This window comes from Mycobacterium sp. SMC-14 (genome assembly GCF_046250075.1).
GTDB lineage: Bacteria > Actinomycetota > Actinomycetes > Mycobacteriales > Mycobacteriaceae > Mycobacterium.
The window spans coordinates 3,537,370-3,559,629 of record NZ_CP176429.1; the positions used below are offsets into that span (position 1 = coordinate 3,537,370).

Genomic DNA, 22,260 nt, shown 5'->3' on the forward strand with positions numbered 1-22,260 from the left:
CCGGCAGCGAACGCGGGACTGCTAATTGCTCGCAGCACCTTAACGCCGACATGATGAAAACCTGAAGCAATTCTGAATAATTCAAACTTTCTACTGTGGAAACTTCCGCCGAACAGGCATTTTCTCCGGGCCAATGTCCATAATCCGACTCATGTTGGTAGCCGTCCGCATCCTGAGAGGAAACGCCAAGGTTCGACCAGCGGGCCCCGAATTCCGGGCGCCCACCGGCCTTACGCCGGTTTCACCTGAACGTCGACGGTGGTGGCGCCGTGGTCGGCGGCGATCACCAACACCGAGGACCCCGGTCCCGACACCACGTGCCCGCCGATGACGTCCACCTGATAGCCGTTCGGGTACTGCAGAGCCGGCACCACGATTCGGGTCTGCGCGTCGGCGGCGAAGCTGCCCGAGCCGTCAGCCATCGCGGTGGAGTAACTGAAGTGGAAGATCCCACCCGCGAACGACCAGGCGTTCGGCACCCCGGCGATCGTCTGCGGGTACGGCTCGGCCAGCGCTGCCAGCTTGGCGGCGTCCACGTTGTCGCCGACCGGCGGCAGATTCGTGTCGAAGACCAGCGCCTGGCCCTCCGGAGAGCTGCTGGCGACATCACCGCCGGTATAGGCCCACTCCAGCCAGCCGTACCGGAAGGGATTGGTGTGCTGCAGGGTATTGGCGATGACACTGACGTTGGCGGTGGCACCGAACTCGGTCATCAGCGCCGGAATGTTGTGTGAGTCGGCATATGTCGCGGCGTTGTTCAACAGGATGTCGAAGTTGAGCCCACAGCCGAAGTCGATCTCGAACACCGAATTCGCCAGACAGTAGTTGTGGAACGCGAAGATCCCGTGCGGATCATCCACGGCGCCCAACGACGTCGGTACCGCCGTGTTGAACAGGAAAGTCGGTTCGAACAGCACCGGAGTGTTCGGGTCGACCGAGCGAATCGCCGCGGCCATCTGGTTGTAGAACGGCGTCAGGGTCTGGGCGTCGAACTGCGGGCTTCCCAGCACGCTCGACAGCCACGGCGAGCCCGGCCACGGCTCGTTGATGATGCCGTAGCCGGCCACGCCGGCGTCGTCCTTGAAGTAGTCGGCGACGTATTGCCACGACCGCGCGTAGTGATTGGCCAGACCGATCCCATCTTCGGCTTTGGCGTTGGACCAGAACGCATCCCAGGCGTGCAGCTGCGCGGGGTTGAACAGGTAGGTGCCGATCTGGCCCACGTCGGGGTTGGGCAGCCCACCGGTCAGCACCGCCCAGTCCGGCGCGCCGTCACCGCCGAAGCCCGCGCTGTAGAAATCCTGATGGAAGTCGAGAACGCTGTAGATGCCGTGGTCGGCCAGGGTTTGCACGGTCTGTTTGATCGCGGCGAGGTAGTCGGCGTCGAACACGCCCGGCTGCGGCTCCACTCCGGCCCAGAGCACTCCTACCCGAACGGCGTTGAAGCCATTGGCGGCCAGGAACGCCGCATCATCGTCGCCGAACCCGTCGGCACCCGGGGTGTACGGCGCGATCTTGTAGACCTGGTTGACCCCGTGCAGGATCACCACCTTGCCGTCGCTGTCGGTGATCCAGGCGCCGGCGGTGGACAGGCCGGTGTAGGGGCCGGTGTCCGGGGCGCCGGCCAGGGTGCCGAAGTGCCCGACCGCGCCGTGGAGGCCGAACATGCCGGCCGCTCCACCGGCACCGCCCAGCGCGGGCAAGCTTCCAGCACCGCCATAGACCCCGTTGCCGGCGTCGCCACCGGCACCGCCGACGCCCATCAACCAGCCGCCGGCACCGCCGTCTCCGCCATTTCCGCCGAAACCACCCTCGCCCCCGGCGCCGCCGGCACCGCCGTTGCCGAACATGCCGGCCGCTCCCCCGGCCCCGCCGCCACCGCCGGCGGTGTTGTCCCAGCCGGCACCGCCATCGCCGAACAGCCAGCCCGCGCCACCGCCGTCGTGATGCGCCTCGGTTCCTGCCGTGCCGTCGGCGATCATCGCGCCCCAACCCAGCGCCCTGCTGAACTCGTTGAGCCCGTCCAGGATTGGAGTGGGTCCGGCGGCATGGATCCAGCTTTCGATCCCGGTGTGCAGCGGCGTGTAGATGAGCTGCTGCAGCCACGCCGTCGCATCGGCTGCGCCCACGCTCGGCGCTCCGGCGATCCCGGTCAGGACATCATTCCAGTGCGCCGGATCGAAGAACGCGTCCCAGGCCGCCGGGCTCGACAGCGCGGACCAGTCCACGGTGTGCGTTGCCGCGTCCACGAACGGGGCCAGCGCCTGCTCGAGCATGTCGTCGAACATCTCGGCGCTCGCAGGGGCCGGCACTGCCACGCCGAACACCAAGGCCGAGCCGACCACGGCGCCCAGCCCGACCACCCGACCATTGACCTTGCCGCTGCGACGTCGAGCCATCTGCCGTGGGCCTCTCTTCGTCCCCATAAAAACTGAGCGTTGCATGTGTGCTTGATGAATGATTCCAACAACCTAGCGGTCGGAGTGTCGGTTTCGGCTCAAAGTGCCGAAAACGCGGCATAGGCCAGGGCGAGACAGCGCCGTAGGCAAACCGTGACCCGGCCGACTCGCCGGTGTTACCGCTTTGATGCAGGATTTCAACCAGAACGTTCGGACACGTCCCGGGTAACCGCTCGGCTCCGGACACGACGAGGGGGATGCATGCAAGGCTTCATGATCAAGGCCGGCACCGGAGTGGGGCTCCTAGGCCTGATGGCCGTCACCGGATTCGCGGCACCGGCGCAGGCGAGCCCTGTCGACACCTCGTTCCTGTCCGATCTGGCCGGCGCGGGCATCCCGGTCGCCGACCCGGCCGCGACGGCGGCACTCGGCCAGTCGGTGTGCCCGATGCTGTCCGAGCCCGCCGGCACCGCCGCGTCCGTGGCGGCCCCGGTCGCCGGGCTGGGTGGCGGGCCCACCATGTCGCCGCAGATGGCGCAGCTGTTCACCGAGATCGCTGTACAGATCTATTGCCCGCAGATGCTGTCTCAGCTGGCCAGCGGTCAGGTGCCGGATCTGCCGCAGATCCCGGGGATGTCGGTCGGTATCCCCGGCTTATCCGGCTCAGTCCCGGCCATTGGGGCCATCCCCGGGTTCTAGCCGGCCGTCGCAGCGACCGGCTTGAGGTAGCTGACCAGGCTGACGTCGAGGACCTCGTCGATGAAGTAGTACTCGCACCCACGCAGGTACTTCAGGTAGCGCTGGTAAACCTCGTCGGACTGAATCTCGATGGCCCTGTCCTTCTTGGCTTCCAACGCATCGGCCCAGATCTGGAGGGTCTTGATGTAGTGCGGCCGCAGCGAAAGCGCTTCGGGGACAGTGAAACCGGCTTTCTCCCCGTGCGACACCATCATGTCGGTGGTGGGCAGTCGCCCGCCGGGAAAGATCTCGGTGAGGATGAACTTGATGAACCGCGCGGTCTCGAACGTCAGCTTCTTGCCGCGCGCATTCAGATCGTAGGGGTGATAGCTCACGCTGCTCTGAATCGTCATTCGCCCGTCAGCGGGCAGGATGTCGAAACACCGTGCGAAGAAGTCGTCATAGCGTTCATGGCCGAAGTGTTCGAACGCCTCAATGGAAACTATCCGATCGACCGGCTGGTCGAACTCTTCCCACCCGTGCAGCAGTATCAGGCGCTCGCGATCGGTCTCAATGGTGTCCAGTAGCCGCTGCGCATACGCATGCTGATTCTTCGACAGGGTGAGGCCGATGACGTTGACGTCGTACTTCTCCAGCGCACGCTTCATCGTCGAGCCCCAGCCGCAGCCGACATCGAGCAGCGTCATGCCGGGCTGCAGGTCGAGCTTGTCGAGGTTGAGGTCGATCTTGGCGATCTGTGCCTGCGCCAGCGACAGCTCCGGTGGTTCGAAATAGGCGCAACTGTAGGTGCGGGTCGGGTCCTGGAACAGCGCGAAGAAGTCATCGGAGAGGTCGTAGTGGGCTTGGACGTCGGCGAAATGCGGCCGCAGGGATCTGGCGGCTGGAGTGTCAGTCATCGGCAGACCTACTTCAGCAAGGTGTACTGGTTGACGTCGATATACCCGGTGCGAAAGCCGTTGGCACAACCGGTCAGATAGTGCATATAGCGGTCATAGACCTCTTGGCCCTGGATCTCGATGGCCTTTTCCCGGTTACCCTCCAGCGCTGCCGCCCAGCAGTCCAGAGTCCTGGCGTAGTGCGGCTGCAGCGAATGCCTTCGGGCCAGGGTGAAACCCGCTCGGGCTGAGTGCTCTTCGACCATCTCGATGGTGGGCAGCCGGCCGCCGGGGAAGATCTCGGTGGCGATGAACTTGATGAACCGGGCCATCGCGAACGTCAGCGGCATCCCGCGGTCGGCCATCTGAGGCAGGGTCAACCCCGAGATGGTGTGCAGCAGCATCACTCCGTCGGCCGGTAGGACGTCGTGGGCCATGGCGAAGAAGTCCGCGTAGCGCTCATGGCCGAAATGCTCGAAGGCGCCAATGGACACAATCCGATCGACCGGTTCGCCGAAGTTCTCCCAGCCCTCCAACAACACTCGCTTGGTACGAGTGCTGTCCATGCCGGCGAACATCGCCTCCGCGTACACGGCCTGGTTCCTGCTCAACGTCAGGCCTATGACGTTGACGTCATAGACTTCGACGGCACGCCGCATGGTGGCGCCCCAACCGCAGCCGACGTCAAGCAGCGTCATACCCGGTCGCAGGCCCAATTTGCCCAGCGCAAGGTCTATCTTGGCGATCTGGGCTTGCTCGAGCGTCATGTCGTCACGCTCAAAGTAGGCACAGCTGTAAGTCTGGGTCGGGTCGAGAAAGAGCTGGAAGAACTCGTCGGACAGGTCGTAGTGTGCCTGCACGTCTTTGAAATGTGGTGTCAGATTTTTCGGCATGACAATGTGCTCTCGGCTCAGCGCCGAAAGCGCCCCCCCTCTAGTATTTTCCGAACGCGAGGGCCACGTTGTGGCCACCGAATCCGAAAGAATTGCTTATCGCGTACCGGTAGTCCCCCACCCGTACGTCACCGGCCACGACATCCAGATCGATGTCCGGATCGAGGCGGTGCAGATTCAACGTGGGCGGGACCACGCCGTCCCGCAGCGCCAGCACTGTCAGAATCGCCTCCACCGCGCCGACCGCCCCGACCGAATGGCCGAGAGCGGATTTCGGTGCATACACCGCGGCGCGATGCCCGGCCATGGCGTTGTTGATCGCCTGGGCTTCGGCCAGATCGCCGATCCGGGTGCCGGTGGCGTGTGCATTGATGTGGTCGATATCGGTCGGAGCCAGACCCGCAAGATCCATCGCCCGGGTCATCGCGTAGCCCGCGCGCTCGCCCTGCGGATCGGGCGCCACGATGTGGTGGCCGTCCGAGGTGATTCCAGCCCCCATCAATCGGCCGAGAATGGTTGCGCCACGCGCTTTTGCGTGCTCTAGAGTCTCGATGACCATCAAGGCGCCGGCCTCGCCGAAGACGAACCCGCTACGGTCGGCGTCGAATGGCTGGCAGGCACCGGCCGGGTCGTCGTTGTGGGTGGACAACACGATACGCATCGCGGCGAATCCGGCGATGGGCACCGCTTCGATCTTGGTCTCGACTCCGCCGCAGATCGCGATGTCGGCTTCGTCGTAGACGATATTGCGCCAGGCCTGCGCGATACCTTCGGCGCCGGAAGCGCATGCCGAAATCGGGGTGAAGACGCCGGCTTTGGCGCCGCGTTCCAGCCCGACGGCAGCGGCCGCCGCGTTGGGCATGTATTTCTGTACTCCCAGCGGCGAAACCGACTTCATGCCGCGTTCCACCATGCCTTGGTATCCCCAGACCAGTTCCTCCGGTGAGCCGAGCCCGGTGCCGATCGACACCAGCAATCGCCGGGGATCCACCTCCGGCGAACCGGCATTCGCCCAGACCCGACGGCCCAGGATGACCGACATCTTCTGCAAATACGACAGCCGATGTAGTTCCTTGCGGTTCAGCTCGTGGTCGAAGTCCTCGAGCAGATGCCCGCCGATCCGTACCGGGAGGTCGAACCGCTCGACGAAGGGGTCGTCGAGCTTACGGATGCCACTCTGTCCGTCCAGCAGCTTCTTCCAGGTGTCCTCGGCGTCCGTCGCCAGCGCAGTCGTCATCGCGACACCGGTGACGACGACCTCGGGGAGGCCGTTCCCGGTGGACAGCCGAGTCCGTCGAGCCATGCCAGCGCCTCCCTTCCGGACCGCTACTTGGTCAGGATGAACTGCCCGACGTTGCTGATTCCTCTGCGGAAGAGATCGGCACAGCCGGTCAGATAACGCAGGTAGCGCTCATACACGTCCTCGGACTGAGTGGCGATGGCACGTTCGCGGTTGTTCCGCAGATTGGCCGCCCACATATCCAAGGTCCGGATGTAGTGCTCCGGCATCAAAAGCGCGTCCTGGATACGAAATCCGGCGCCTTGGGAGTACTCGTAGATGTCGTCTCGGCCTGCCATCTCCCCGCCGGGAAAGATCTCCTTGCCAAGGAATCGGACAAAGCGCAAGTCACTCATCGTCACCTTGATGCCGTGCTCGCGCCAATAGGTCTGGGGGTAGGTGAAGATGCTGTGGAACAACATTCGGCCGTCATCGGGCAGGATCTCGTAAGCACGTTCAAAGAACGCCGCATAGCGGGCCTTCTTGAACGCGTCGAACGCCTCGATGGTGAAGATCCGATCGACCTTCTCGTCAAACTCCTCCCAGCCCTGCAAGCGAGCCTCCGCATGACGCTCGGTGTCGATCGCCGCCAGCATGGCCGCACTGCGTGAGCAATGATTGCGGCTGAGCGTGATACCGATGACGTTCACGTCGAACCTTGTCACCGCCCGGACCAGACCCGCCCCCCACCCGCAGCCGACGTCCAGCACCGTCATGCCCGGCTCGAGATTGAGTTTGCGTAATGCCAAGTCGTACTTGGCGTTCTGCGCTTCCTCCAAGGTCATGTCGTCGCGCTCGAAGTACGCACAGGTGTAGGCCATCGTCGGATCGAGGAACAACGCGAAGAAGTCATCGGAGATGTCATATGCTGCTTGAGACTCTTCGTAGTACGGCTTGAGATCGGTCATCCGCGCCACCCCGCTCCCTTCGAGTTCACTTATGCCACTGGCTTTTCCATCGTGAATTGGCAGACGTCGGTGTAACCGTCACGGAACAGCTCCCGGCAACCGGTCAGGTACTTCAAGAACGTCTCGTAGGTCTGCTCGCCCTTGAGCTCAACCGCCCGGTCTTTGTGCGCTTCGAGCGCCTTGGCCCAGGTGTCCAGGGTGCGTACATAGTTCGACCCGATCAATTGGTGGCGGGTGATCGAGAAGCCGCAGCGGGTCGCGTGCTCGTCGACGATCGAGATCAGCGGTAACCGGCCGCCAGGATAGATCTCTTTACGGATGAAGCTGATGAAGCGCAGCAGGCTCATCGTCCGCTTCAACCCCATCCGCTCGGCTTCCTCTTCGGAGGGCACCACGATGGAATGCAGCAGCATCACACCGTCATCGGGCAGCACCTGGTAACACATCTTGAAGAAGTCGTCGTAGCGCTCGTAGGTGCCTACCCCGTCGGCAAAATGCTCGAAGGCGCCCAGAGACACGATGCGGTCTACCGGTTCGTCGAACTGCTCCCAGCCCTGCAACCGCACTTGTTTCGACCGCGGGCTGTCCATCTCGGCGAACTTCTCTTCGCAATGAGCCACTTGGTTTTCGCTCAGCGTCAGCCCGATGACGTTGACGTCGTACTTCTCGATGGCCCGCCGCATGGTGGAGCCCCAGCCAGAACCGATATCGAGCAGCGTCATCCCGGGCCGCAGGCCCAACTTGCCCAGCGCCAAGTCCACTTTGGCCATCTGAGCCTGTTCCAGCGTCATGTCGTCGCGCTCGAAATATGCACAGCTGTAGGTCATCGTCGGATCCAGCCATAGCCGGAAGAATTCGTTGGACCGGTCGTAGTGCGACCGAATGTGATCGACATCCGGAATCAATTCGACGTCGCTCATCTGTTCCTCCGCTGCACCAGGCGACTTCACAAGGACTGTTTGTGCGATGAACTGAATTCGGGCAACGGCCCCCTCCCCGACACAGCCGGCCGCTACCGGCCGACCGCACACGGGTTCCCCCACAGCAGGGCCGTCAAACACGCACCCGATCCGATTGAGGGATGGGCGAATACGCGTCATCGCACCCGGCCGAACAATTGTCGGGCCGGTCAAAAACGAGCTAGCTGGTCCCGAGCGGGTCGATCGTCGCGGCCACGTAGAGCATCACCGTCGCCGCTGTCGTCATGGTCGCGAAGTCCAGCCCGCGGTCCCGCAGCACCAGCAGCCCAGCCCGGTCCTCGGACAACACCAGGCGTAGCCCGGCGGCCACCCCGGTCCCGATCCCGATCAGCAGGGCGCCGCGCCGCCAGAAGTTCGCTCCGGCCAGCACGAACGCCGCCGTGAAGATCAGCCCGACCAGCAGGATCGGCCACTGTGCGGCGATCACCCGGCGGACATCGGCGACGGTCACAGCGTGCTCTCGACTCTTTCCACGACGTTGGTCAGCAGGAAAGCCCGGGTCAGCGGACCCACCCCACCGGGGTTGGGCGACACGTGGCCGGCCACCTCCCACACGTCGGGGTGGACGTCGCCGACCAGTCCGGCGTCGGTACGCGAAACGCCGACGTCGACGATGGCCGCACCCGGACGCACCATGTCGGCGGTGAGCATGTGCGGCACCCCAACCGCGGCGACGATGATGTCGGCCTGGCGGGTCAGCTCCGCCAGATTGCGGGTCCCGGTGTGGCAGAGCGTGACGGTGGCGTTCTCCGACCGGCGGGTCAGCAGCAGTCCCAGCGGGCGCCCGACCGTCACCCCACGTCCGATCACCACGACATGGGCGCCGGCTATCGGCACCTCGTAGCGACGCAGCAGGTGCACGATGCCGCGCGGGGTGCACGGCAGCGCGGCCGGGGTGCCCAGCACCAGCCGGCCCAGATTGGTCGGATGCAGCCCGTCCGCATCCTTGGCCGGGTCGACGCGCTCAAGCGCGGCGTTCTCGTCCAAGTGTTTGGGCAACGGCAGCTGCACGATGTAGCCGGTGCACTCGTCGTTGGCGTTCAGCTCGTCGATCGTGTCGTTGAGCTGGGCCGGACTGCAGTCCGCGGGCAGGTCACGGCGGATCGAGGTGATGCCGACTTTGGCGCAGTCGGCGTGCTTGCCGCGCACGTAGGCGTGCGAGCCGGGGTCGTCGCCGACCAGGATGGTGCCCAGACCGGGCGTACGCCCGGCGGCGGACAGAGCCGCCACCCGTGCCTGAAGGTCGACGAAGATCTCGTCGCGCGTGGCCTTGCCGTCCAACGTAATCGCACCCACGCCGGACATTGTGGCATGTCGCCGCCGAGTTCCGGCCTGTTGGAGGCGACGGCACGGCTCTTCCAATGCGACAGAGCGACTATTCCCCGCGCGCCACTTGTAGGCTCCCGCTATGGGAGTTCCCGACGTCTTCAGTCCCGCCAAACTCGGCCCGCTCACATTGCGCAACCGGATCATCAAGGCTGCGACGTTCGAGAACCGGACGCCGGGTGCACTGGCCTCAGACGATCTCATCGAGTATCACCGGCTGCCGGCCGCCGGCGGGGTGGGCATGACCACCGTGGCCTACTGCGCGGTCTCGCAGGGCGGTCGCACCTCCAACGACGGGCTGTGGATGCGCCCGGAGGCGGTCGCCGGCCTGCGCCGACTCACGGACGCGGTACACGCCGAGGGAGCGTTGGTCAGTGCTCAGATCGGCCACGCCGGCCCGGTCGCCGACGCACGCTCCAACAAGGCCCGCGCCCTGGCCCCGGTGCGGTTCTTCAACCCGATCGGCATGCGCTTCGCCAAGAAGGCCACCCGCGACGACATCGACCAGGTCATCGCCCAGCACGCCGACGCCGCCCGCTACGCCGTGGACGCCGGGTTCGATGCCGTCGAGATCCATCTCGGCCACAACTACCTGGCGAGTTCCTTTCTGAGCCCGCTGATCAACCGCCGCTCCGATGAGTTCGGCGGATCGCTGGCCAACCGGGCCAAGGTGGCCCGCGGCATCGTGGCGGCCGTTCATCGCGCGGTGGGCGGACAGATCGCGATCACCGCCAAACTGAGCATGTCGGACGGGGTGCGCGGCGGCATCAGTCTGGACGAGTCGCTGACCACCGCAAAATGGCTGCAGGACGACGGCGGCCTGGACGCGTTGGAGCTGACCGCGGGCAGCTCGCTGGTGAACCCGATGTACCTGTTCCGCGGACACGCCCCGGTGAAAGAATTCGCGAGCGTCTTCCCTCCGCCGTTGAGCTGGGGCATGCGGATGACCGGCAACAGATTCCTGCGCGAATACCCCTACACCGACGCCTACCTATTGGATGACGCCCGGCTGTTCCGCGCCGAGCTGTCGCTGCCGCTGATCCTGCTGGGCGGCATCACCAACCGCGCGACGATGGATCAGGCGATGGCCGAGGGGTTCGAGTTCGTCGCAATGGCCCGGGCGCTGCTGGCCGAACCGGACCTGGTCAACCGGATCGCCGACGAGTCCACGACGCTGTCGGAGTGCAACCACTGCAACCAGTGCATGCCGACCATCTACCGGCGCACGCACTGCGTCGTTACGGGCGCCCCGGACGCAACTCGCTAGAGTTGACGTCAATGAGTCACCCAGCCCCGCCGGTGCTGACCGTCCGCCACGACGGGTCGCAAGGCACGTTCTCCGCAGGCCACGACGTGGTCATCGGGCGCGACCTGCGGGCTGACGTCCGCATCCCACATCCCTTGGTATCCCGCGCTCACCTACTGCTGCGCTTCGAGCAGGGTCGGTGGTTGGGGATCGACAACGGCTCCCTGAACGGCATTTACGTCAACGGCCAGCGGGTTCCCGTCGTCGATATCCGCGACGGCCAGGCCGTCAACCTCGGCAACCCGGACGGCCCGCGGGTCTCCTTCGAGGTGGGCCGACACCAGGGCCAGGCCGGCCGGCCGCCACAGACCGTCTCGATTCAGGTGCCGCAGCCCGGCCAGCCAGGAATAGCACGTCCGGCCCGGCCGCCACAGCCGTCGGGCTGGCCGTCACCGCCCGAACCCGCGCCGTATGCGGCTGCTCCCGATCTCGGGCACCACCCGGACCTGCGGTCGGCCGGGCACCCCGGCGTGCAACAGCCCTACCGGCCGCAATCCGGCCCGGCCCCGTATCCACCGCCGCCCGCCCCGCACCGGCCGCCGGCATATCAGTCCGGTCCTCCCAGCCCGGCCTCCGATGCGGCATTGCGCCCCGGCTACCAACCGCCCGCGCCGCCGGTGGCCCCCGCCGAGGTGTTCCCCCCGCACCAGCCCTCCACCCGGATGGCACCGGTGTCGGCGACGCCGCCCGAGGTCGGCAACATCGCCACCCGCATGATCGACATCCTGCGGCCGGCCTCCAGCTCCGCGCCGGACGCACCGGTCGGGGCGCTGACCATCGGCCGTGCCACCGACAACGACGTGGTGATCTCCGACGTGCTGGCCTCGCGCCACCACGCCATGCTGATCGCTACGCCGCTGGGCACCGAGATCCGCGACAGCCGAAGCATCAACGGCACGTTCGTCAACGGCGTTCGGATCGGTTCGGCGATACTGTCCGAAGGCGACCTGGTCACGATCGGCAACGTCGACCTGGAATTCACCGGCGGCACCCTATTGCGCCGCACCGAAGCCGCCAGCCGCACCGGTGGCCTGGAAGTCCGCGATGTCTGCTTCGACGTCGAGGGCGGCAAGCGGCTGCTCAATGACATCACGCTGACGGCCCGCCCGGGCACCCTGACCGCGATCATCGGCGGCTCCGGTGCCGGCAAGACGACGCTGTCACGATTGATCGCCGGCTACACCAAGCCCACCGCCGGCTCGGTCACCTTCGAGGGCCACAACATCCACACCGAGTACGCCTCGTTGCGCAGCCGGATCGGGATGGTGCCGCAGGACGATGTGGTGCACCGGCAGCTCACCGTCAACCAGGCCCTGGGCTACGCCGCCGAGCTGCGCCTGCCGCCGGACAGCAGCAAAGCCGACCGGGACAAGGCCGTGGCGCAGGTGCTCGAGGAACTCGAGCTGACCAAGCATGCCGACACCCGAGTGGACAAGCTCTCCGGCGGCCAGCGCAAGCGCGCCTCGGTGGCCCTGGAGCTGCTGACCGGACCGTCGCTGCTGTTGCTCGACGAGCCGACCTCGGGGCTGGACCCTGCCCTGGACCGTCAGGTGATGCTGATGCTGCGCGGTCTGGCCGACGCCGGCCGCGTGGTCATGGTGGTCACCCACTCGGTGTCCTACCTCGACGTGTGCGACCAGATTCTGCTGATCGCCCCGGGCGGCAAGACTGCGTTCTCCGGCCCGCCCAAAGAGGTCTTTCCGGCGATGGGGGCCGACAACTACGCCGACATCTTCGCCAACGTCGGGGCCGACCCGGACGAAGCCAACCGGCGATTCCTGGAGCGCGACGGCGGACCCAAGGGCCCGGCCGCTGCGGTCCCCTCGACGCCCCCGGCCGACTTGGGCAGCCCGCCCCCGGAAAGCCTGCGCAAGCAGCTGTCGACGATCGCGCGCCGGCAGGTCCGGCTGATCATCTCCGACCGCGGCTATTCGGTCTTCTTGGCCGTGCTTCCCTTCATCGTGGGCGCACTGTCGCTGACGGTGAAGGGCAACGGTGGGCTCGGGATGCCCGGGCCTGATGCGCCGACCGAGCCGCAGTACATCATGGTGCTGCTCATCATCGGCGCGGTCTTCATGGGCACCGCGCTGACCATTCGAGATCTGATCGGCGAACGCCCGATCTTCAAACGAGAACAGGCCGTGGGCCTGTCGACCGTGGCGTATCTGCTGGCCAAGGTCACGGTGTTCTGCGCATTCGCCACGGTGCAGGGGGCGGTCGCCACCACCATCGTGATCCTGGGCAAGGGCGGGCCGACGCAGGGCGCCGTGATGTTCGGCAGCGCCAATTTCGACCTGTTCCTGGCCGTGGCCGGTACCTGTGTGGCCTCGGCGGTCCTGGGGTTGGCCCTGTCGGCGTTCGCGCAGTCCAACGAGCAGATCATGCCGATGCTGGTGGTCTCGATCATGTCGCAGCTGGTGCTGGCCGGCGGCATGATCCCGGTGACCGGGCGCGCCGGGCTGGCGGAGGCCGCCTGGGTGACACCGGGCCGGTGGGGATATGCCGCGGGCGCATCGGCGATCGACTTCAACAAGCTGGTGAACGTGCCGCAGATCCCCAAAGACCACCTGTGGGACCACACCAAGGGCATCTGGCTGCTCGACATGGGGATGCTGGGGCTGCTGTCGGTGTTCTACACCGTGCTGGTGTGGTGGAAGATCCGGCTCAAGCGCTAGCCGGATTCACGAGTCCTCTCCGCCGTCCAGGCGCAGCCCGTGGGCGGCGGCATAGGTCAGAGCCTGGGCGATGTCGATCCGGGTGCCGGTCAGCGAGGCCGTGGTCCACAGCGTGGGATCGACCCGAGCGCCCCGCAGGTCCGCCTCGTCCAGCCGGGTGCCGACGGTCCGGGCGCCGGTCAGGTCGGCGCCCCGCAGCACCGCCTTGCGCAGGTCTGCCTCCACCAGGTTGGCCTCTCGCAGCCGACAACCGCTCAGGTCCACCGCCCGCAGGTCAGCACCGCCGAGCCCGGCCAGGGTGAAGTCCACTTCGTCGAACACCAGCGGCCGCATCCGGCACTGCACGAATTGCGAGCCGAGCATGCTGCACTGGACGAACTCGGAATGCCACAGCGAAGCCCGCTCGAAGCGACAATTGCGGAACGCCGATCCGCGATGCACCGACTCACCGAGGTCGGCACCGGTGAAGTCGCACTCGTCGAACACCACCCGCTCGGTGCGCAACCGCGACAGGTCCGCGTCACGAAAATCGTGGCCGGTGAACTCACGCCCGGTCCACTCGTGTGTATCGCTCAAGCCTGCGGCGCCAGGGTGGACAGCGCGTATTCGCTGATCGCGATGAGCGCATCGCGGGCCGACCGGGGATCGCGCGCGTCGACGGCGATCACCGGGATGTGTTCGGCCAGCGCCAGGGCCTTGCGGACCGCGGCGACCGGATAACGCGGCGCGCCGTCGAACTCGTTGACCGCGATCAGGAACGGCAGATTGCGATGCTCGAAGAAATCCACCGCGGCGAAGCTGTCCTGCAACCGGCGGCAGTCGACCAGGATGATCGCACCGATCGCACCGCGCACCAGGTCGTCCCACATGAACCAGAACCGACGCTGGCCCGGCGTACCGAACAGATACAGCACCAAGTCCTCGGCCAGCGTGATGCGACCGAAGTCCATCGCCACCGTGGTGGTCCGCTTGTCGGGGGTGGCCTCCAGACCGTCGACACCGGCCGAAGCATCAGTGACCAGCGCCTCGGTGCGCAACGGCATGATCTCCGAGACCGTACCGACGAACGTGGTCTTGCCGACCCCGAATCCGCCGGCGATGACGATCTTCGTCGACGCCGAGTCTCGCGGAGCTGGCCTGTCCCAGGACCTGTCCGAGGGCCTATCCGAGCGCTCGTAGGCCACGAAGGGTCCTTCCTATCAGGTCTCGGCGTTCGTCCCGGGTGGATGCCTCGGTCAGTGTGGCACGTACTCGAAGGTATCCCGAGGTGACCAGATCACCCACCAGCACCCGCGCGACGCCCAGCGGCAGGTTCAGCCGGGCAGAGATCTCGGCGACCGACGGCGCGCCCTGGCACAGTTCGACGATCCGGCCGCGCGGATCGCTGACCGGCCATTGATTGGGCTGGGCTACTCGCAGGGTCTGTACTGGGGCCTCCAGCGGCAATGGCACGTCGGTGTGGGTCCGCCCGGCGGTCAGCGTGTACGGGCGGACCAGATTGGCCTCAGGTTCCAGGGTGTGCAGGGCCTCTGGCGGCTGCGGGCGCGCCCAGCTCTCGGGGATGTCCATCACCATTCACCGGCACCTCACGAGTGGCCGCCCCGCGACGGCGCCGATCGGCGCGACGACTGGACCACCGCTCCGACTCGTTCCACCAGAACCGCCATCTCGTATCCGATCTGGCCGATATCGCAGGACGTGCTCGCCAACGTCGCCAGGTGCGAGCCGTCCCCGACGCGCATCAGCAGCAGGTAGCCGTGCTCCATCTCCACCACCGACTGCAGTACCCGGCCGCCTTCGAACAACTGCGACGCCCCGGTTGCCAAGCTGGCCAATCCGGACGCCACCGCGGCCAACTGGTCGGCCCGCTCGGTGGGCAGGTGCTCGCTGGCCGCCACCGTCAGACCGTCGACCGACACCAGCACCGCATGCGACACCCCGGGCACCTCGCGGGCGAAATTGGATACCAGCCAGTCCAACGAGCTTTCGGCGGTACGGCGCGCTGCGGTGGGATCGGTTGGGAAAGTCATTGCTGGTTCTGTCCCTGGTCGGTGTCGAAGCCCATTTCTGAGCCTTTGTCTCGGCCGTTCTCCCGGGAATGCGATCGTGCGGCATGCACCCCGCCGAAGTGGCTGCTGATCGACGTGCGGATCGCCGCGGGATCCCGTTCCAGTTGCTCGTGGGCGGGCTCAGGCGGCACGCCGTTCGATGTTACCGGCTGTTCCGGGGAAGCCGGATCGTCCGCCGTGGCATGGGGGTTGTCCTGCACCGCCGGCGGTTCCTCCTCCACGGCCGAGCCGGGCACCAGTCGAGCGCCGGGTTCACGGACCGGCAGGCCGTGTTCGGTGTGGTCGACCACCGGCACGTTCTCCGCTTCGGCGGCTACCGACCAACCCCGGTCCCACACCGATTGCCAGTCCAGGTCGGCGCGCAGGCTGGCCTCGTTGGGGTCATTGCCCACCGATTCCGAGAGCATCCGCTGGTAGATCGAGTCGGTCTCGGGCTCGGTGGTCTCGGAAGTTGTAGCGCCGACTCGGGAGCGCGCCGCGAAATACCCTGACGTGTCAGCCGGAGCAAATGTTTCGGCCATCGGTTCGGGCGCCGGCTGCGGGCCCGGGACTCCCTGTCCCCCGCCCTGCTCCTCGGCTTCCCACCACGGTTGCGGCAGCTCGCGGCGTCCGCGTTCGGCCGCCGCCGGTTGTGCTGGCGGTTCGGGTTGTGCCGGCTCTTCTGAGGGCACACCGGTGATGCCGCTGGACCCCGGAGTGCGCCGCGGCAGCAGCGATACGACGGGACCGGGCTCGGCCGTATCGACGTCCTCGGCGGACTCATAGGACTGGTAGGGCTCGGGTTCGGGCTGGTAGTCGTACGGTTCGGCTTCGTACGGTTCGGCTTCGTACGGCGCCGGTTCGGGCTGCGCCGGCTCGGCCGGGGCGAAATACGGCTGGACGGGCGGCGCGAGCATCGGCGATCGCTCGGACTCCACGGCGGGCCTGACGGTCAGCAGATGCGGCGGCAAGTACACCTCGGCGGTGATACCGCGAGATCCCTGCGACGCCGGGAAGAGCCGAACCTCGATCTCGTGCCGGGCCGCCAGCCGCGAGATCACGAAAAGGCCCATGTGGCGGGCGTTCTCCGGACTGAACTCACCGCCGGCCGCCAGCCGCATATTGGCCATTCGCAGGTCGGCGTCGGTCATCCCCAATCCGACGTCGACGACCTCGACCACTACCCCGCCGTCGTTCTCGAAACCGGCGACCACCCGCACCGGCTCCGTCGGCGCCGAATAGCGCAGCGCATTGTCGATCAGTTCCGCGAGCAGGTGCACGCAATCCGCCGCGGCGCCGCCGATCACGGTGGTGTCGGGCACCAGCACGGTCTGCACCCGGTCGTAGCCCTCCACCTCCGAAGCGGCCGCGCTGATCAGGGTCGCCAGCGGAACCGGCCGGCCCCGCTCGTGCGGAACCCGGGCACCGGCCAGCACCAGCAGGTTCGCGCCGTTGCGCCGCATCCGGGCGGCCAGGTGGTCCAGCCGGAACAGGCTCTCCAGCCGGTCGGGGTCGTCCTCGTTGCGCTCCAACCGGTCGATGAGGGCCAGCTGCTGGTCCACCAGCGATCGGTTGCGCCGCGACATCGTCTCGAACATCTCGTTGACCAGGCGACGCAACCGTGCCTCGTCACCGGCGAGCAGCAGCGCTTGGGCGTGTAGCTCGTCGACGGCGTGGGCGACCTGCCCCACCTCCTCGGTGGTGTAGACGGGCAGCGGGTCGGGGTCGCGGTCTGAACCGGGCACGCCGGCACGCAGCCGGGCGATCTCCTGTTCCAGGTCGGTGTGGGCGACCTGCAACGCGCTGTCGCGCAGGGTGCGCAGTGGGCGCACCAGCGAGCGCGCCACCAACCACACCGCCAGCAGCGTGGCGGTGATCGCGGCCAGCACCAGCACGATGTCGCGCAGGGCGGCGGCGCGCCGGTCCGCGGCCCGGTCTTCCACCGCCGCAGTGACCGCACCGGTGTTCTCACTGATCAGCCGGGCGGCGATCTGGTCGGTGGTACGGATCGAGTCGCGCAGCACCGGATTGTTGGGCAGCACCTGTTCGGGGTCGGACATGATCGACATCCGGGTCACCAGCTGCTGTTGCAACGATTTGGCGTCCGGGGAGTCCACACCGAGCACCTCGGACATCCCGAACAGGGTCGACGGCTCGGTACCGGCCAGCGTCATCATCGAGCTGCGCAACTCGGGATCGGGAAGCTCGCCACCCCGATTGACCAGCAGTTCCTGCATCATCATCTGGCCCCGTGCGCCGACCGCACGGCTCAGGCCCTCGGTCTGAGCCCGGATCCGCTCGCTGTCCACCCGCACCGACCCATTGATGGCGTCCTCGGCGGTCAGCAGGATCGGCGCGTAGCCGGTCACCTCGTCGCGCAAGCCCACACCGGTGGTCGAGACCAAGCTCAACAGCCCCTGGCCACGCTCGATCAGCGTCTCCACCCCGGAGCGGACATCGGTCGCCACATCGGTGTGCGACAGCCGGGACTGGAGCTCGTACTTGCGGTTTTCGAAGTTCTTTCGGGCACCCTCGGCATCGCCGTCGGAGGATGCGGCCACCAACGCGTCGCCCAGCGCCGACATGTAATTGGTGACCGCCGGGATCATCTCGGCGCGGTCGGCGACCAGGCGCAGCCGGTTGGCCTCGGTGAGCGCATTGGAGATCCGCAGCCCACCGAAGAGCCCGGCCAGCGCCAGCGGCAGCAACGCGATCGCCAGCACCTTCCACCGCACCGGCCAGTTGCGTACCGACCATCGCGATGGACGTTTTACCGCCGCAGTCTCCGGCTGGTGGCCGTCCTCGGCCGATTCGTCCAGGACCTGGTCCACCCCTTCTGGGTGGTCAAAGAGCGTCACCGGTCAGCGGCCGATTCGCCGACCGCTCGGCTGAAATTCACCGTCTGCGCCTCATTCATCGGACTCTCCGGGGACATCGCACCCACACAGCGGGTTGCGGTGCGTTTCACGGCATAGCAATTCGACGAGTATGACAGTCGGCTGCAGGCATGACCAGAATTTTTACTGAACAGAACACTTTCCGAGACCTTCGCGTGTCTTGGCGAACTCCGGTCGAGCAAACAGACCGACGAGCCATGACCGACCCCCCAATCCGGGCGTTGTCCTGCGGGACAACGCCCGGAGTACTTCGCAGAGGTCACCGAGAACGTGCAGGGGGCGCCGGCGGTCGCGTCACACAACCGAATAAACGCGGGCGCTAGAACCCGACGAGCCGGGTTCTAGCGCCCCGCACAAAGAAAAGGGCGCGCCATAACAACAGGCGCTAGCCCCTCAGCACAAATGCCCCTGCGCGGCTGTTATGAAAATCCGATAATTATCCTGAGCAGCCGGGAGTGTGGTTGCAACCATCTGGTCTGGCGTCAACCCCAACTGCAGCTGGTTGCACACGTCGTGACCGTTCGCGATTGCCACGTCCGGACGCGTGATGAGCCCCGGCGCCAACGGGTGTCCTGTTGCACCGAAACTCATTGCCGACCAACCCTTTTCGCGCAACGCGTCAACGAAGGTCTGCTCATCGGCGTGAGCCGCGGGCGCAGTCAGAACTCCAACCGAGAGTCCTATCGCTGCAATGGGAGCAACTACCCCCGCTTTACCAAAAAGCATTTCGATTCCCTATTCTTTTTGTGATCACTATGGTTCGGAGTGCGAGATTACCGCTCCCAGACAAGGCGCGCGATTTGTCTGGAGAATTCATCTCGAAGCGAAAGCCAAAGTTCAGTTTCGGACAATCATTGCGTGAGTTTGTTGACGACGGCTGGGCGCCCCGGCCCGGCGCGGCAATCCGCACCGGGCATAGCCTGCCTGGTACCGCGACGACCGGAGATCGGTCGCTTCCCACTTGCCGCCATACGAGGATGCCGTTGTGTTCAAAGTGATGTTCTATTCGCCCCGCATCCCGCCCAACACCGGCAACGCGATTCGGATGGTGGCGGCGACCGGTGCGGAGCTTCATTTGGTGGAACCCATGGGTTTCGACCTGTCCGAACCGAAGCTTCGGCGGGCCGGCTTGGACTATCACGATCTGGCTTGGGTGCGGGTGCACGCGTCGCTGCCGGCGGCATGGGAGGCGCTGGGTGACGCCCGGGTGTTCGCGTTCACCGCCGGCGCCCACATCCCCTACACCGATGTGAGTTATCAGCCCGGCGATGTGCTGATGTTCGGCCCCGAGCCCACCGGCCTCGACGAGGCGACCCTGGCCGACCCACACATCACCGCGCGAGTGCGCATCCCAATGCTGGCCGGGCGGCGGTCACTGAATCTGTCGAACGCCGCCGCCGTCGCGGTCTACGAGGCGTGGCGCCAGCACGGGTTCGCCGACGGGGTGTAGTCACCCTTCAGCCCAGCCTCCGAGTGAGGCCGCTTCCCCGACGCACTTGTCACCACTCGGCGAGACCGTGTACCGTCCTGCCTATACCCATACCCCCTATGGGTATTTACCAAGGGAGGAACTCATGGCGTCGGCGACAACAGTGGATTGGCACTTGCGAGGCGAGTGGTTTGACGTGTGCAGCTGCAAACTGCCCTGCCCGTGCAGTTTCGCCCAGGAGCCCACCCACGGAGACTGCCTGTTCACCCTGGTTTGGCAGATCCACGAGGGGCACTACGGCGACATTGAACTCGCCGGCCTGGGCGTGATCGCCCTGGGTGAGTTCGAGGGAAACATGTGGGTCGACGATCCCAACGCCACGATGAAATTGATGTTCTACATCGACGCCAAGGCGGACACGGACCAGCGCTACGCCCTCGAGCGCATCTTCACCGGGAAAGAGGGCGGTTGGCCGGGCGAATTCGGCAGCCTGATCGGCACGCTGGACAAGATCGAGTACGCGCCGATCACCTTCGAAGCCGCCGACGATCTGGCGTACTGGCGCGCGGAGATACCGGGCAAGGTCGACGTACGTGTCGAGGCGCTCACGGGCCCGACGTCGGATCCGAACCGGCGGGTCACCACCGCCAACGCACCAGGCGCGGAGGTCGGCCCGGGCCAGGTGGCGACGTGGGGCGTAGTCAAACGCGACCAGGCGAAGGGTTTCGACTACTCCCACGAATACCGCGGCGGCTCAAGCAAACACTTCCCCTTCGACTGGCAACCGCACGCGGATAGCCCAGGAGCTGAGCAGGACAGTGTGGGCGTTGACAGCCGTTCAGGCTGCCATTGCGGCACCTAAAGCACCGTAGAAGAAGCGATTTCACCACCACTGAAAGGAACAGACGATGGGAATCTTCCGCAAACTCAGCACCAAGTTCGGCGAGCACAAGCGCCGAGTTGCCGCCACCTTGGCCTTCACCGGCATCGCGGTGGCAGTCTTCGTCACCGGAGCCTGGGCAGGATCCTCCGGAGCACTCACCTTGGGCCAGACTCCGGCCGTGACGTCGCACGCCATGCATGCACCCGGAGCCAACGGCCATGAGCCCGAGGAATCATGCTGCGACAAGCCGATGCCCGCCGGCGAGATGGGCCCGGGAATGAAGAAGCACGGCGAGATGGGCCACGGCGAGATGGGGCCGAACATGAAGAAGCACGGCGAGATGCCCCGCGACGAAATGGGGCCGAACAAGCCCATGAAGCCGAGCATGCCCATGCACAAGTCGGACAAGAAGTGCTGCGACAAGCCGTGATTCGCGGCCGGAAAGGGAGTCCTCGTGCTTGACACCATCAATGGCCTACCGGCACATCCGCTGCTCGCACACCTGGTCGCGGCCTTGGTGCCCGTGACCGCCCTACTGGCCGTACTTGCCGTGCTCTGGCCCGGCGCACGACGCCGCATCAGTGGCGCCGCGTCGGTCGTCGCTATGGGCACGCTGATCGCGATCCCGCTGACCACGACGGCCGGCAGCTGGCTCCAGCAACGGGTGATGGGAGGTGAGATCCTCCAGCGTCACGCCGCGTTAGGTGCTCAGCTGGTCCTCTGGTCCGCGCTGCTCACCGTCGCCATGATCGGGTGGTGGGCGCTGCATACCCCACTGTTTGCCGACGAAGTGGGCGCGATGTCACCGGCGATCCGTCGCATCGGCATCACCGTCACCGGAGCAGGCACTCTGGCATTCGCCGCCGTGTCGACGTGGCTGGTCATCCGCATCGGCCACACCGGCGCTCAGTCAACGTGGGGCGGCATGGGATGTTGACGATAAGTGTTGGGTTCGCTTGGCCCGGAACCTGGTTGGGATACGCACCCAGACCCGGACCTCACCAACTGTCCCAGTGCGCCACCTGCTCGGCCGGCAGCCGCTTGGCCGGCTTGAAGTCGGTGCCCTTGGTGTAGGCGATCGGGAACAGTCCACCCTGGCTGTACTTCTCGTAGGGAATGCCGAGGACGTCGGCGGCCTGCTGCTCGCCGTCCTCGAGCAGGTGCAGGGTGGTCCAGCAGGAACCCAGTCCACGGTTACGCAACGCCAGGCAGTAGCTCCACGCAGCCGGGAACAGCGACGCCCAGAACGATGCGCCGAACCCCAGCGACGCCGTCTCAGGCTTGCCCTCCAGGCAGGGGATCATCAGCACCGGTACGTCCTGCAGGTTCTCGGCCAGATATCTGGCCGAGCCGCTGACGAACTCCATCCGCTCACTGCGCACGTCACCCTCGCCGTAGTCCGGCTTCATTCGGTTCAGATACGGCATGGCGTTCGCGCGGTAGATGTCGGCGAGCGCCTGCTTCTTGACCGGGTCGGTGACGAACATCCACTGCCAGCCCTGAGCGTTGGATCCGGTGGGTGCCTGCAGGGCGATCTCGAGACAGTCCATCAGCACCTCGCGGGGAACCGGCTTGTCGAGATCAAGACGCTTGCGGACCGATCTGGTGGTGGTCAGGACTTCGTCGGCGGACAAGTTGAGGTTCATGGCCTGGAGGTTACCGC

General features: G+C 66.1%; 22 protein-coding genes. 7 read left to right on the top strand and 15 right to left on the bottom strand.

The window, feature by feature from the left end:
- Positions 1 to 230 precede the first annotated feature (230 nt).
- Positions 231 to 2,399 carry a cellulase family glycosylhydrolase gene (locus tag ACKY0W_RS16800; RefSeq protein ID WP_409434997.1) on the bottom strand — a complete coding sequence of 723 codons (2,169 nt, stop codon included), beginning with the start codon at positions 2,397 to 2,399 and terminating at the stop codon, positions 231 to 233.
- Between the two features lie 261 nt (positions 2,400 to 2,660).
- Here ACKY0W_RS16800 and ACKY0W_RS16805 point away from each other — a divergent pair, with 261 nt between their 5' ends.
- Positions 2,661 to 3,098: a DUF732 domain-containing protein gene (locus ACKY0W_RS16805; RefSeq protein ID WP_409434998.1), complete on the top strand. Its 438-nt coding sequence runs from the start codon at positions 2,661 to 2,663 to the stop codon at positions 3,096 to 3,098.
- On the opposite strand, the gene ACKY0W_RS16810 is transcribed toward ACKY0W_RS16805, so the two are convergent.
- The 7 genes from ACKY0W_RS16810 to ACKY0W_RS16840 all read right to left on the bottom strand — a co-directional run bounded on the left by ACKY0W_RS16810 (position 3,095) and on the right by ACKY0W_RS16840 (position 9,329).
- Positions 3,095 to 3,994: a cyclopropane mycolic acid synthase family methyltransferase gene (locus ACKY0W_RS16810; RefSeq protein WP_409434999.1), complete on the bottom strand. Its 900-nt coding sequence runs from the start codon at positions 3,992 to 3,994 to the stop codon at positions 3,095 to 3,097. The two genes, ACKY0W_RS16805 and ACKY0W_RS16810, sit on opposite strands and share 4 nt — an antisense overlap.
- An 8-nt stretch (positions 3,995 to 4,002) precedes the next feature.
- Positions 4,003 to 4,866, bottom strand: a complete 864-nt coding sequence (locus ACKY0W_RS16815; RefSeq protein ID WP_409435000.1) for a cyclopropane mycolic acid synthase family methyltransferase — start codon at positions 4,864 to 4,866, stop codon at positions 4,003 to 4,005.
- A 40-nt stretch (positions 4,867 to 4,906) separates the two neighbouring features.
- Positions 4,907 to 6,169 carry a 3-oxoacyl-ACP synthase KasB gene (kasB, locus tag ACKY0W_RS16820; RefSeq protein ID WP_409435001.1) on the bottom strand — a complete coding sequence of 421 codons (1,263 nt, stop codon included), beginning with the start codon at positions 6,167 to 6,169 and terminating at the stop codon, positions 4,907 to 4,909.
- A gap of 23 nt (positions 6,170 to 6,192) precedes the next feature.
- Positions 6,193 to 7,053, bottom strand: a complete 861-nt coding sequence (locus tag ACKY0W_RS16825) for a cyclopropane mycolic acid synthase family methyltransferase (RefSeq protein ID WP_409435002.1) — start codon at positions 7,051 to 7,053, stop codon at positions 6,193 to 6,195.
- 29 nt (positions 7,054 to 7,082) lie between these two features.
- The gene (locus ACKY0W_RS16830; RefSeq protein WP_409435003.1) at positions 7,083 to 7,973 is read right to left on the bottom strand and encodes a cyclopropane mycolic acid synthase family methyltransferase; all 891 of its coding nucleotides are present in this window, start codon (positions 7,971 to 7,973) and stop codon (positions 7,083 to 7,085) included.
- Between the two features lie 220 nt (positions 7,974 to 8,193).
- Positions 8,194 to 8,484, bottom strand: coding sequence for a DUF3017 domain-containing protein (locus ACKY0W_RS16835; RefSeq protein ID WP_409435004.1), 291 nt, complete (start codon positions 8,482 to 8,484; stop codon positions 8,194 to 8,196).
- The gene (locus ACKY0W_RS16840) at positions 8,481 to 9,329 is read right to left on the bottom strand and encodes a bifunctional methylenetetrahydrofolate dehydrogenase/methenyltetrahydrofolate cyclohydrolase (protein ID WP_409435005.1); all 849 of its coding nucleotides are present in this window, start codon (positions 9,327 to 9,329) and stop codon (positions 8,481 to 8,483) included. Before ACKY0W_RS16840 ends, ACKY0W_RS16835 begins: the two co-directional genes overlap by 4 nt.
- 112 nt (positions 9,330 to 9,441) lie before the next feature.
- On the opposite strand from ACKY0W_RS16840, the gene ACKY0W_RS16845 reads away from it, so the two are divergent.
- Together ACKY0W_RS16845 and ACKY0W_RS16850 are read left to right on the top strand one after the other, a co-directional pair.
- Entirely contained in the window at positions 9,442 to 10,626 is a 1,185-nt protein-coding gene (locus ACKY0W_RS16845; RefSeq protein ID WP_409435006.1) for an NADH:flavin oxidoreductase, read from the top strand.
- Positions 10,627 to 10,637: 11 nt separating this feature from the next.
- Positions 10,638 to 13,340, top strand: coding sequence for an ATP-binding cassette domain-containing protein (locus tag ACKY0W_RS16850; RefSeq protein ID WP_409435007.1), 2,703 nt, complete (start codon positions 10,638 to 10,640; stop codon positions 13,338 to 13,340).
- A 6-nt stretch (positions 13,341 to 13,346) separates the two neighbouring features.
- Here the strand turns inward: ACKY0W_RS16850 and ACKY0W_RS16855 are convergent, their stop codons facing one another.
- From ACKY0W_RS16855 to ACKY0W_RS16880, 6 genes are all read right to left on the bottom strand, one after another.
- Positions 13,347 to 13,916, bottom strand: coding sequence for a pentapeptide repeat-containing protein (locus ACKY0W_RS16855; RefSeq protein ID WP_409435008.1), 570 nt, complete (start codon positions 13,914 to 13,916; stop codon positions 13,347 to 13,349).
- Positions 13,913 to 14,446 (bottom strand): ATP/GTP-binding protein, encoded by a 534-nt coding sequence (locus ACKY0W_RS16860; protein ID WP_046283462.1) that lies wholly within the window; start codon positions 14,444 to 14,446, stop codon positions 13,913 to 13,915. The genes ACKY0W_RS16855 and ACKY0W_RS16860 overlap by 4 nt, the downstream gene beginning before the upstream one ends.
- Before the next feature lie 55 nt (positions 14,447 to 14,501).
- Entirely contained in the window at positions 14,502 to 14,909 is a 408-nt protein-coding gene (locus ACKY0W_RS16865; protein WP_409437825.1) for a DUF742 domain-containing protein, read from the bottom strand.
- Between the two features lie 17 nt (positions 14,910 to 14,926).
- Positions 14,927 to 15,370 carry a roadblock/LC7 domain-containing protein gene (locus tag ACKY0W_RS16870; protein WP_409435009.1) on the bottom strand — a complete coding sequence of 148 codons (444 nt, stop codon included), beginning with the start codon at positions 15,368 to 15,370 and terminating at the stop codon, positions 14,927 to 14,929.
- Positions 15,367 to 18,219 carry an ATP-binding protein gene (locus ACKY0W_RS16875; protein WP_409435010.1) on the bottom strand — a complete coding sequence of 951 codons (2,853 nt, stop codon included), beginning with the start codon at positions 18,217 to 18,219 and terminating at the stop codon, positions 15,367 to 15,369. The genes ACKY0W_RS16870 and ACKY0W_RS16875 overlap by 4 nt, the downstream gene beginning before the upstream one ends.
- A gap of 459 nt (positions 18,220 to 18,678) precedes the next feature.
- Positions 18,679 to 19,011, bottom strand: coding sequence for a DUF732 domain-containing protein (locus tag ACKY0W_RS16880; protein WP_409435011.1), 333 nt, complete (start codon positions 19,009 to 19,011; stop codon positions 18,679 to 18,681).
- Between the two features lie 271 nt (positions 19,012 to 19,282).
- On the opposite strand from ACKY0W_RS16880, the gene ACKY0W_RS16885 reads away from it, so the two are divergent.
- The 4 genes from ACKY0W_RS16885 to ACKY0W_RS16900 all read left to right on the top strand — a co-directional run bounded on the left by ACKY0W_RS16885 (position 19,283) and on the right by ACKY0W_RS16900 (position 21,534).
- A complete protein-coding gene (locus tag ACKY0W_RS16885) occupies positions 19,283 to 19,735 on the top strand; it encodes a tRNA (cytidine(34)-2'-O)-methyltransferase (RefSeq protein WP_409437826.1) in 453 nt (150 codons plus the stop codon).
- 124 nt (positions 19,736 to 19,859) lie between these two features.
- Complete coding sequence (locus ACKY0W_RS16890) at positions 19,860 to 20,576, top strand: DUF1326 domain-containing protein (protein ID WP_409437827.1); 717 nt, start codon at positions 19,860 to 19,862, stop codon at positions 20,574 to 20,576.
- A 46-nt stretch (positions 20,577 to 20,622) separates the two neighbouring features.
- The gene (locus tag ACKY0W_RS16895) at positions 20,623 to 21,027 is read left to right on the top strand and encodes a hypothetical protein (protein ID WP_409435012.1); all 405 of its coding nucleotides are present in this window, start codon (positions 20,623 to 20,625) and stop codon (positions 21,025 to 21,027) included.
- A gap of 24 nt (positions 21,028 to 21,051) precedes the next feature.
- The gene (locus ACKY0W_RS16900; RefSeq protein ID WP_409435013.1) at positions 21,052 to 21,534 is read left to right on the top strand and encodes a hypothetical protein; all 483 of its coding nucleotides are present in this window, start codon (positions 21,052 to 21,054) and stop codon (positions 21,532 to 21,534) included.
- A 61-nt stretch (positions 21,535 to 21,595) separates the two neighbouring features.
- Here the strand turns inward: ACKY0W_RS16900 and ACKY0W_RS16905 are convergent, their stop codons facing one another.
- Positions 21,596 to 22,243, bottom strand: coding sequence for a nitroreductase family protein (locus ACKY0W_RS16905; RefSeq protein WP_409435014.1), 648 nt, complete (start codon positions 22,241 to 22,243; stop codon positions 21,596 to 21,598).
- Positions 22,244 to 22,260: the final 17 nt, after the last annotated feature.

Coding starts and splice junctions, on each gene's coding strand:
- ACKY0W_RS16905 (WP_409435014.1), bottom strand. CDS start 22,243: ATGAACCTCAACTTGTCCGCCGACGAAGTCCTGACCACCACCAGATCG.
- ACKY0W_RS16805 (WP_409434998.1), top strand. CDS start 2,661: ATGCAAGGCTTCATGATCAAGGCCGGCACCGGAGTGGGGCTCCTAGGC.
- ACKY0W_RS16815 (WP_409435000.1), bottom strand. CDS start 4,866: ATGCCGAAAAATCTGACACCACATTTCAAAGACGTGCAGGCACACTAC.
- ACKY0W_RS16865 (WP_409437825.1), bottom strand. CDS start 14,909: ATGGACATCCCCGAGAGCTGGGCGCGCCCGCAGCCGCCAGAGGCCCTG.
- ACKY0W_RS16850 (WP_409435007.1), top strand. CDS start 10,638: ATGAGTCACCCAGCCCCGCCGGTGCTGACCGTCCGCCACGACGGGTCG.
- ACKY0W_RS16870 (WP_409435009.1), bottom strand. CDS start 15,370: ATGACTTTCCCAACCGATCCCACCGCAGCGCGCCGTACCGCCGAAAGC.
- ACKY0W_RS16885 (WP_409437826.1), top strand. CDS start 19,283: ATGTTCTATTCGCCCCGCATCCCGCCCAACACCGGCAACGCGATTCGG.
- kasB (WP_409435001.1), bottom strand. CDS start 6,169: ATGGCTCGACGGACTCGGCTGTCCACCGGGAACGGCCTCCCCGAGGTC.
- ACKY0W_RS16825 (WP_409435002.1), bottom strand. CDS start 7,053: ATGACCGATCTCAAGCCGTACTACGAAGAGTCTCAAGCAGCATATGAC.
- ACKY0W_RS16830 (WP_409435003.1), bottom strand. CDS start 7,973: ATGAGCGACGTCGAATTGATTCCGGATGTCGATCACATTCGGTCGCAC.
- ACKY0W_RS16890 (WP_409437827.1), top strand. CDS start 19,860: ATGGCGTCGGCGACAACAGTGGATTGGCACTTGCGAGGCGAGTGGTTT.
- ACKY0W_RS16895 (WP_409435012.1), top strand. CDS start 20,623: ATGGGAATCTTCCGCAAACTCAGCACCAAGTTCGGCGAGCACAAGCGC.
- ACKY0W_RS16845 (WP_409435006.1), top strand. CDS start 9,442: ATGGGAGTTCCCGACGTCTTCAGTCCCGCCAAACTCGGCCCGCTCACA.
- ACKY0W_RS16880 (WP_409435011.1), bottom strand. CDS start 19,011: ATGCTTTTTGGTAAAGCGGGGGTAGTTGCTCCCATTGCAGCGATAGGA.
- ACKY0W_RS16810 (WP_409434999.1), bottom strand. CDS start 3,994: ATGACTGACACTCCAGCCGCCAGATCCCTGCGGCCGCATTTCGCCGAC.
- ACKY0W_RS16800 (WP_409434997.1), bottom strand. CDS start 2,399: ATGGCTCGACGTCGCAGCGGCAAGGTCAATGGTCGGGTGGTCGGGCTG.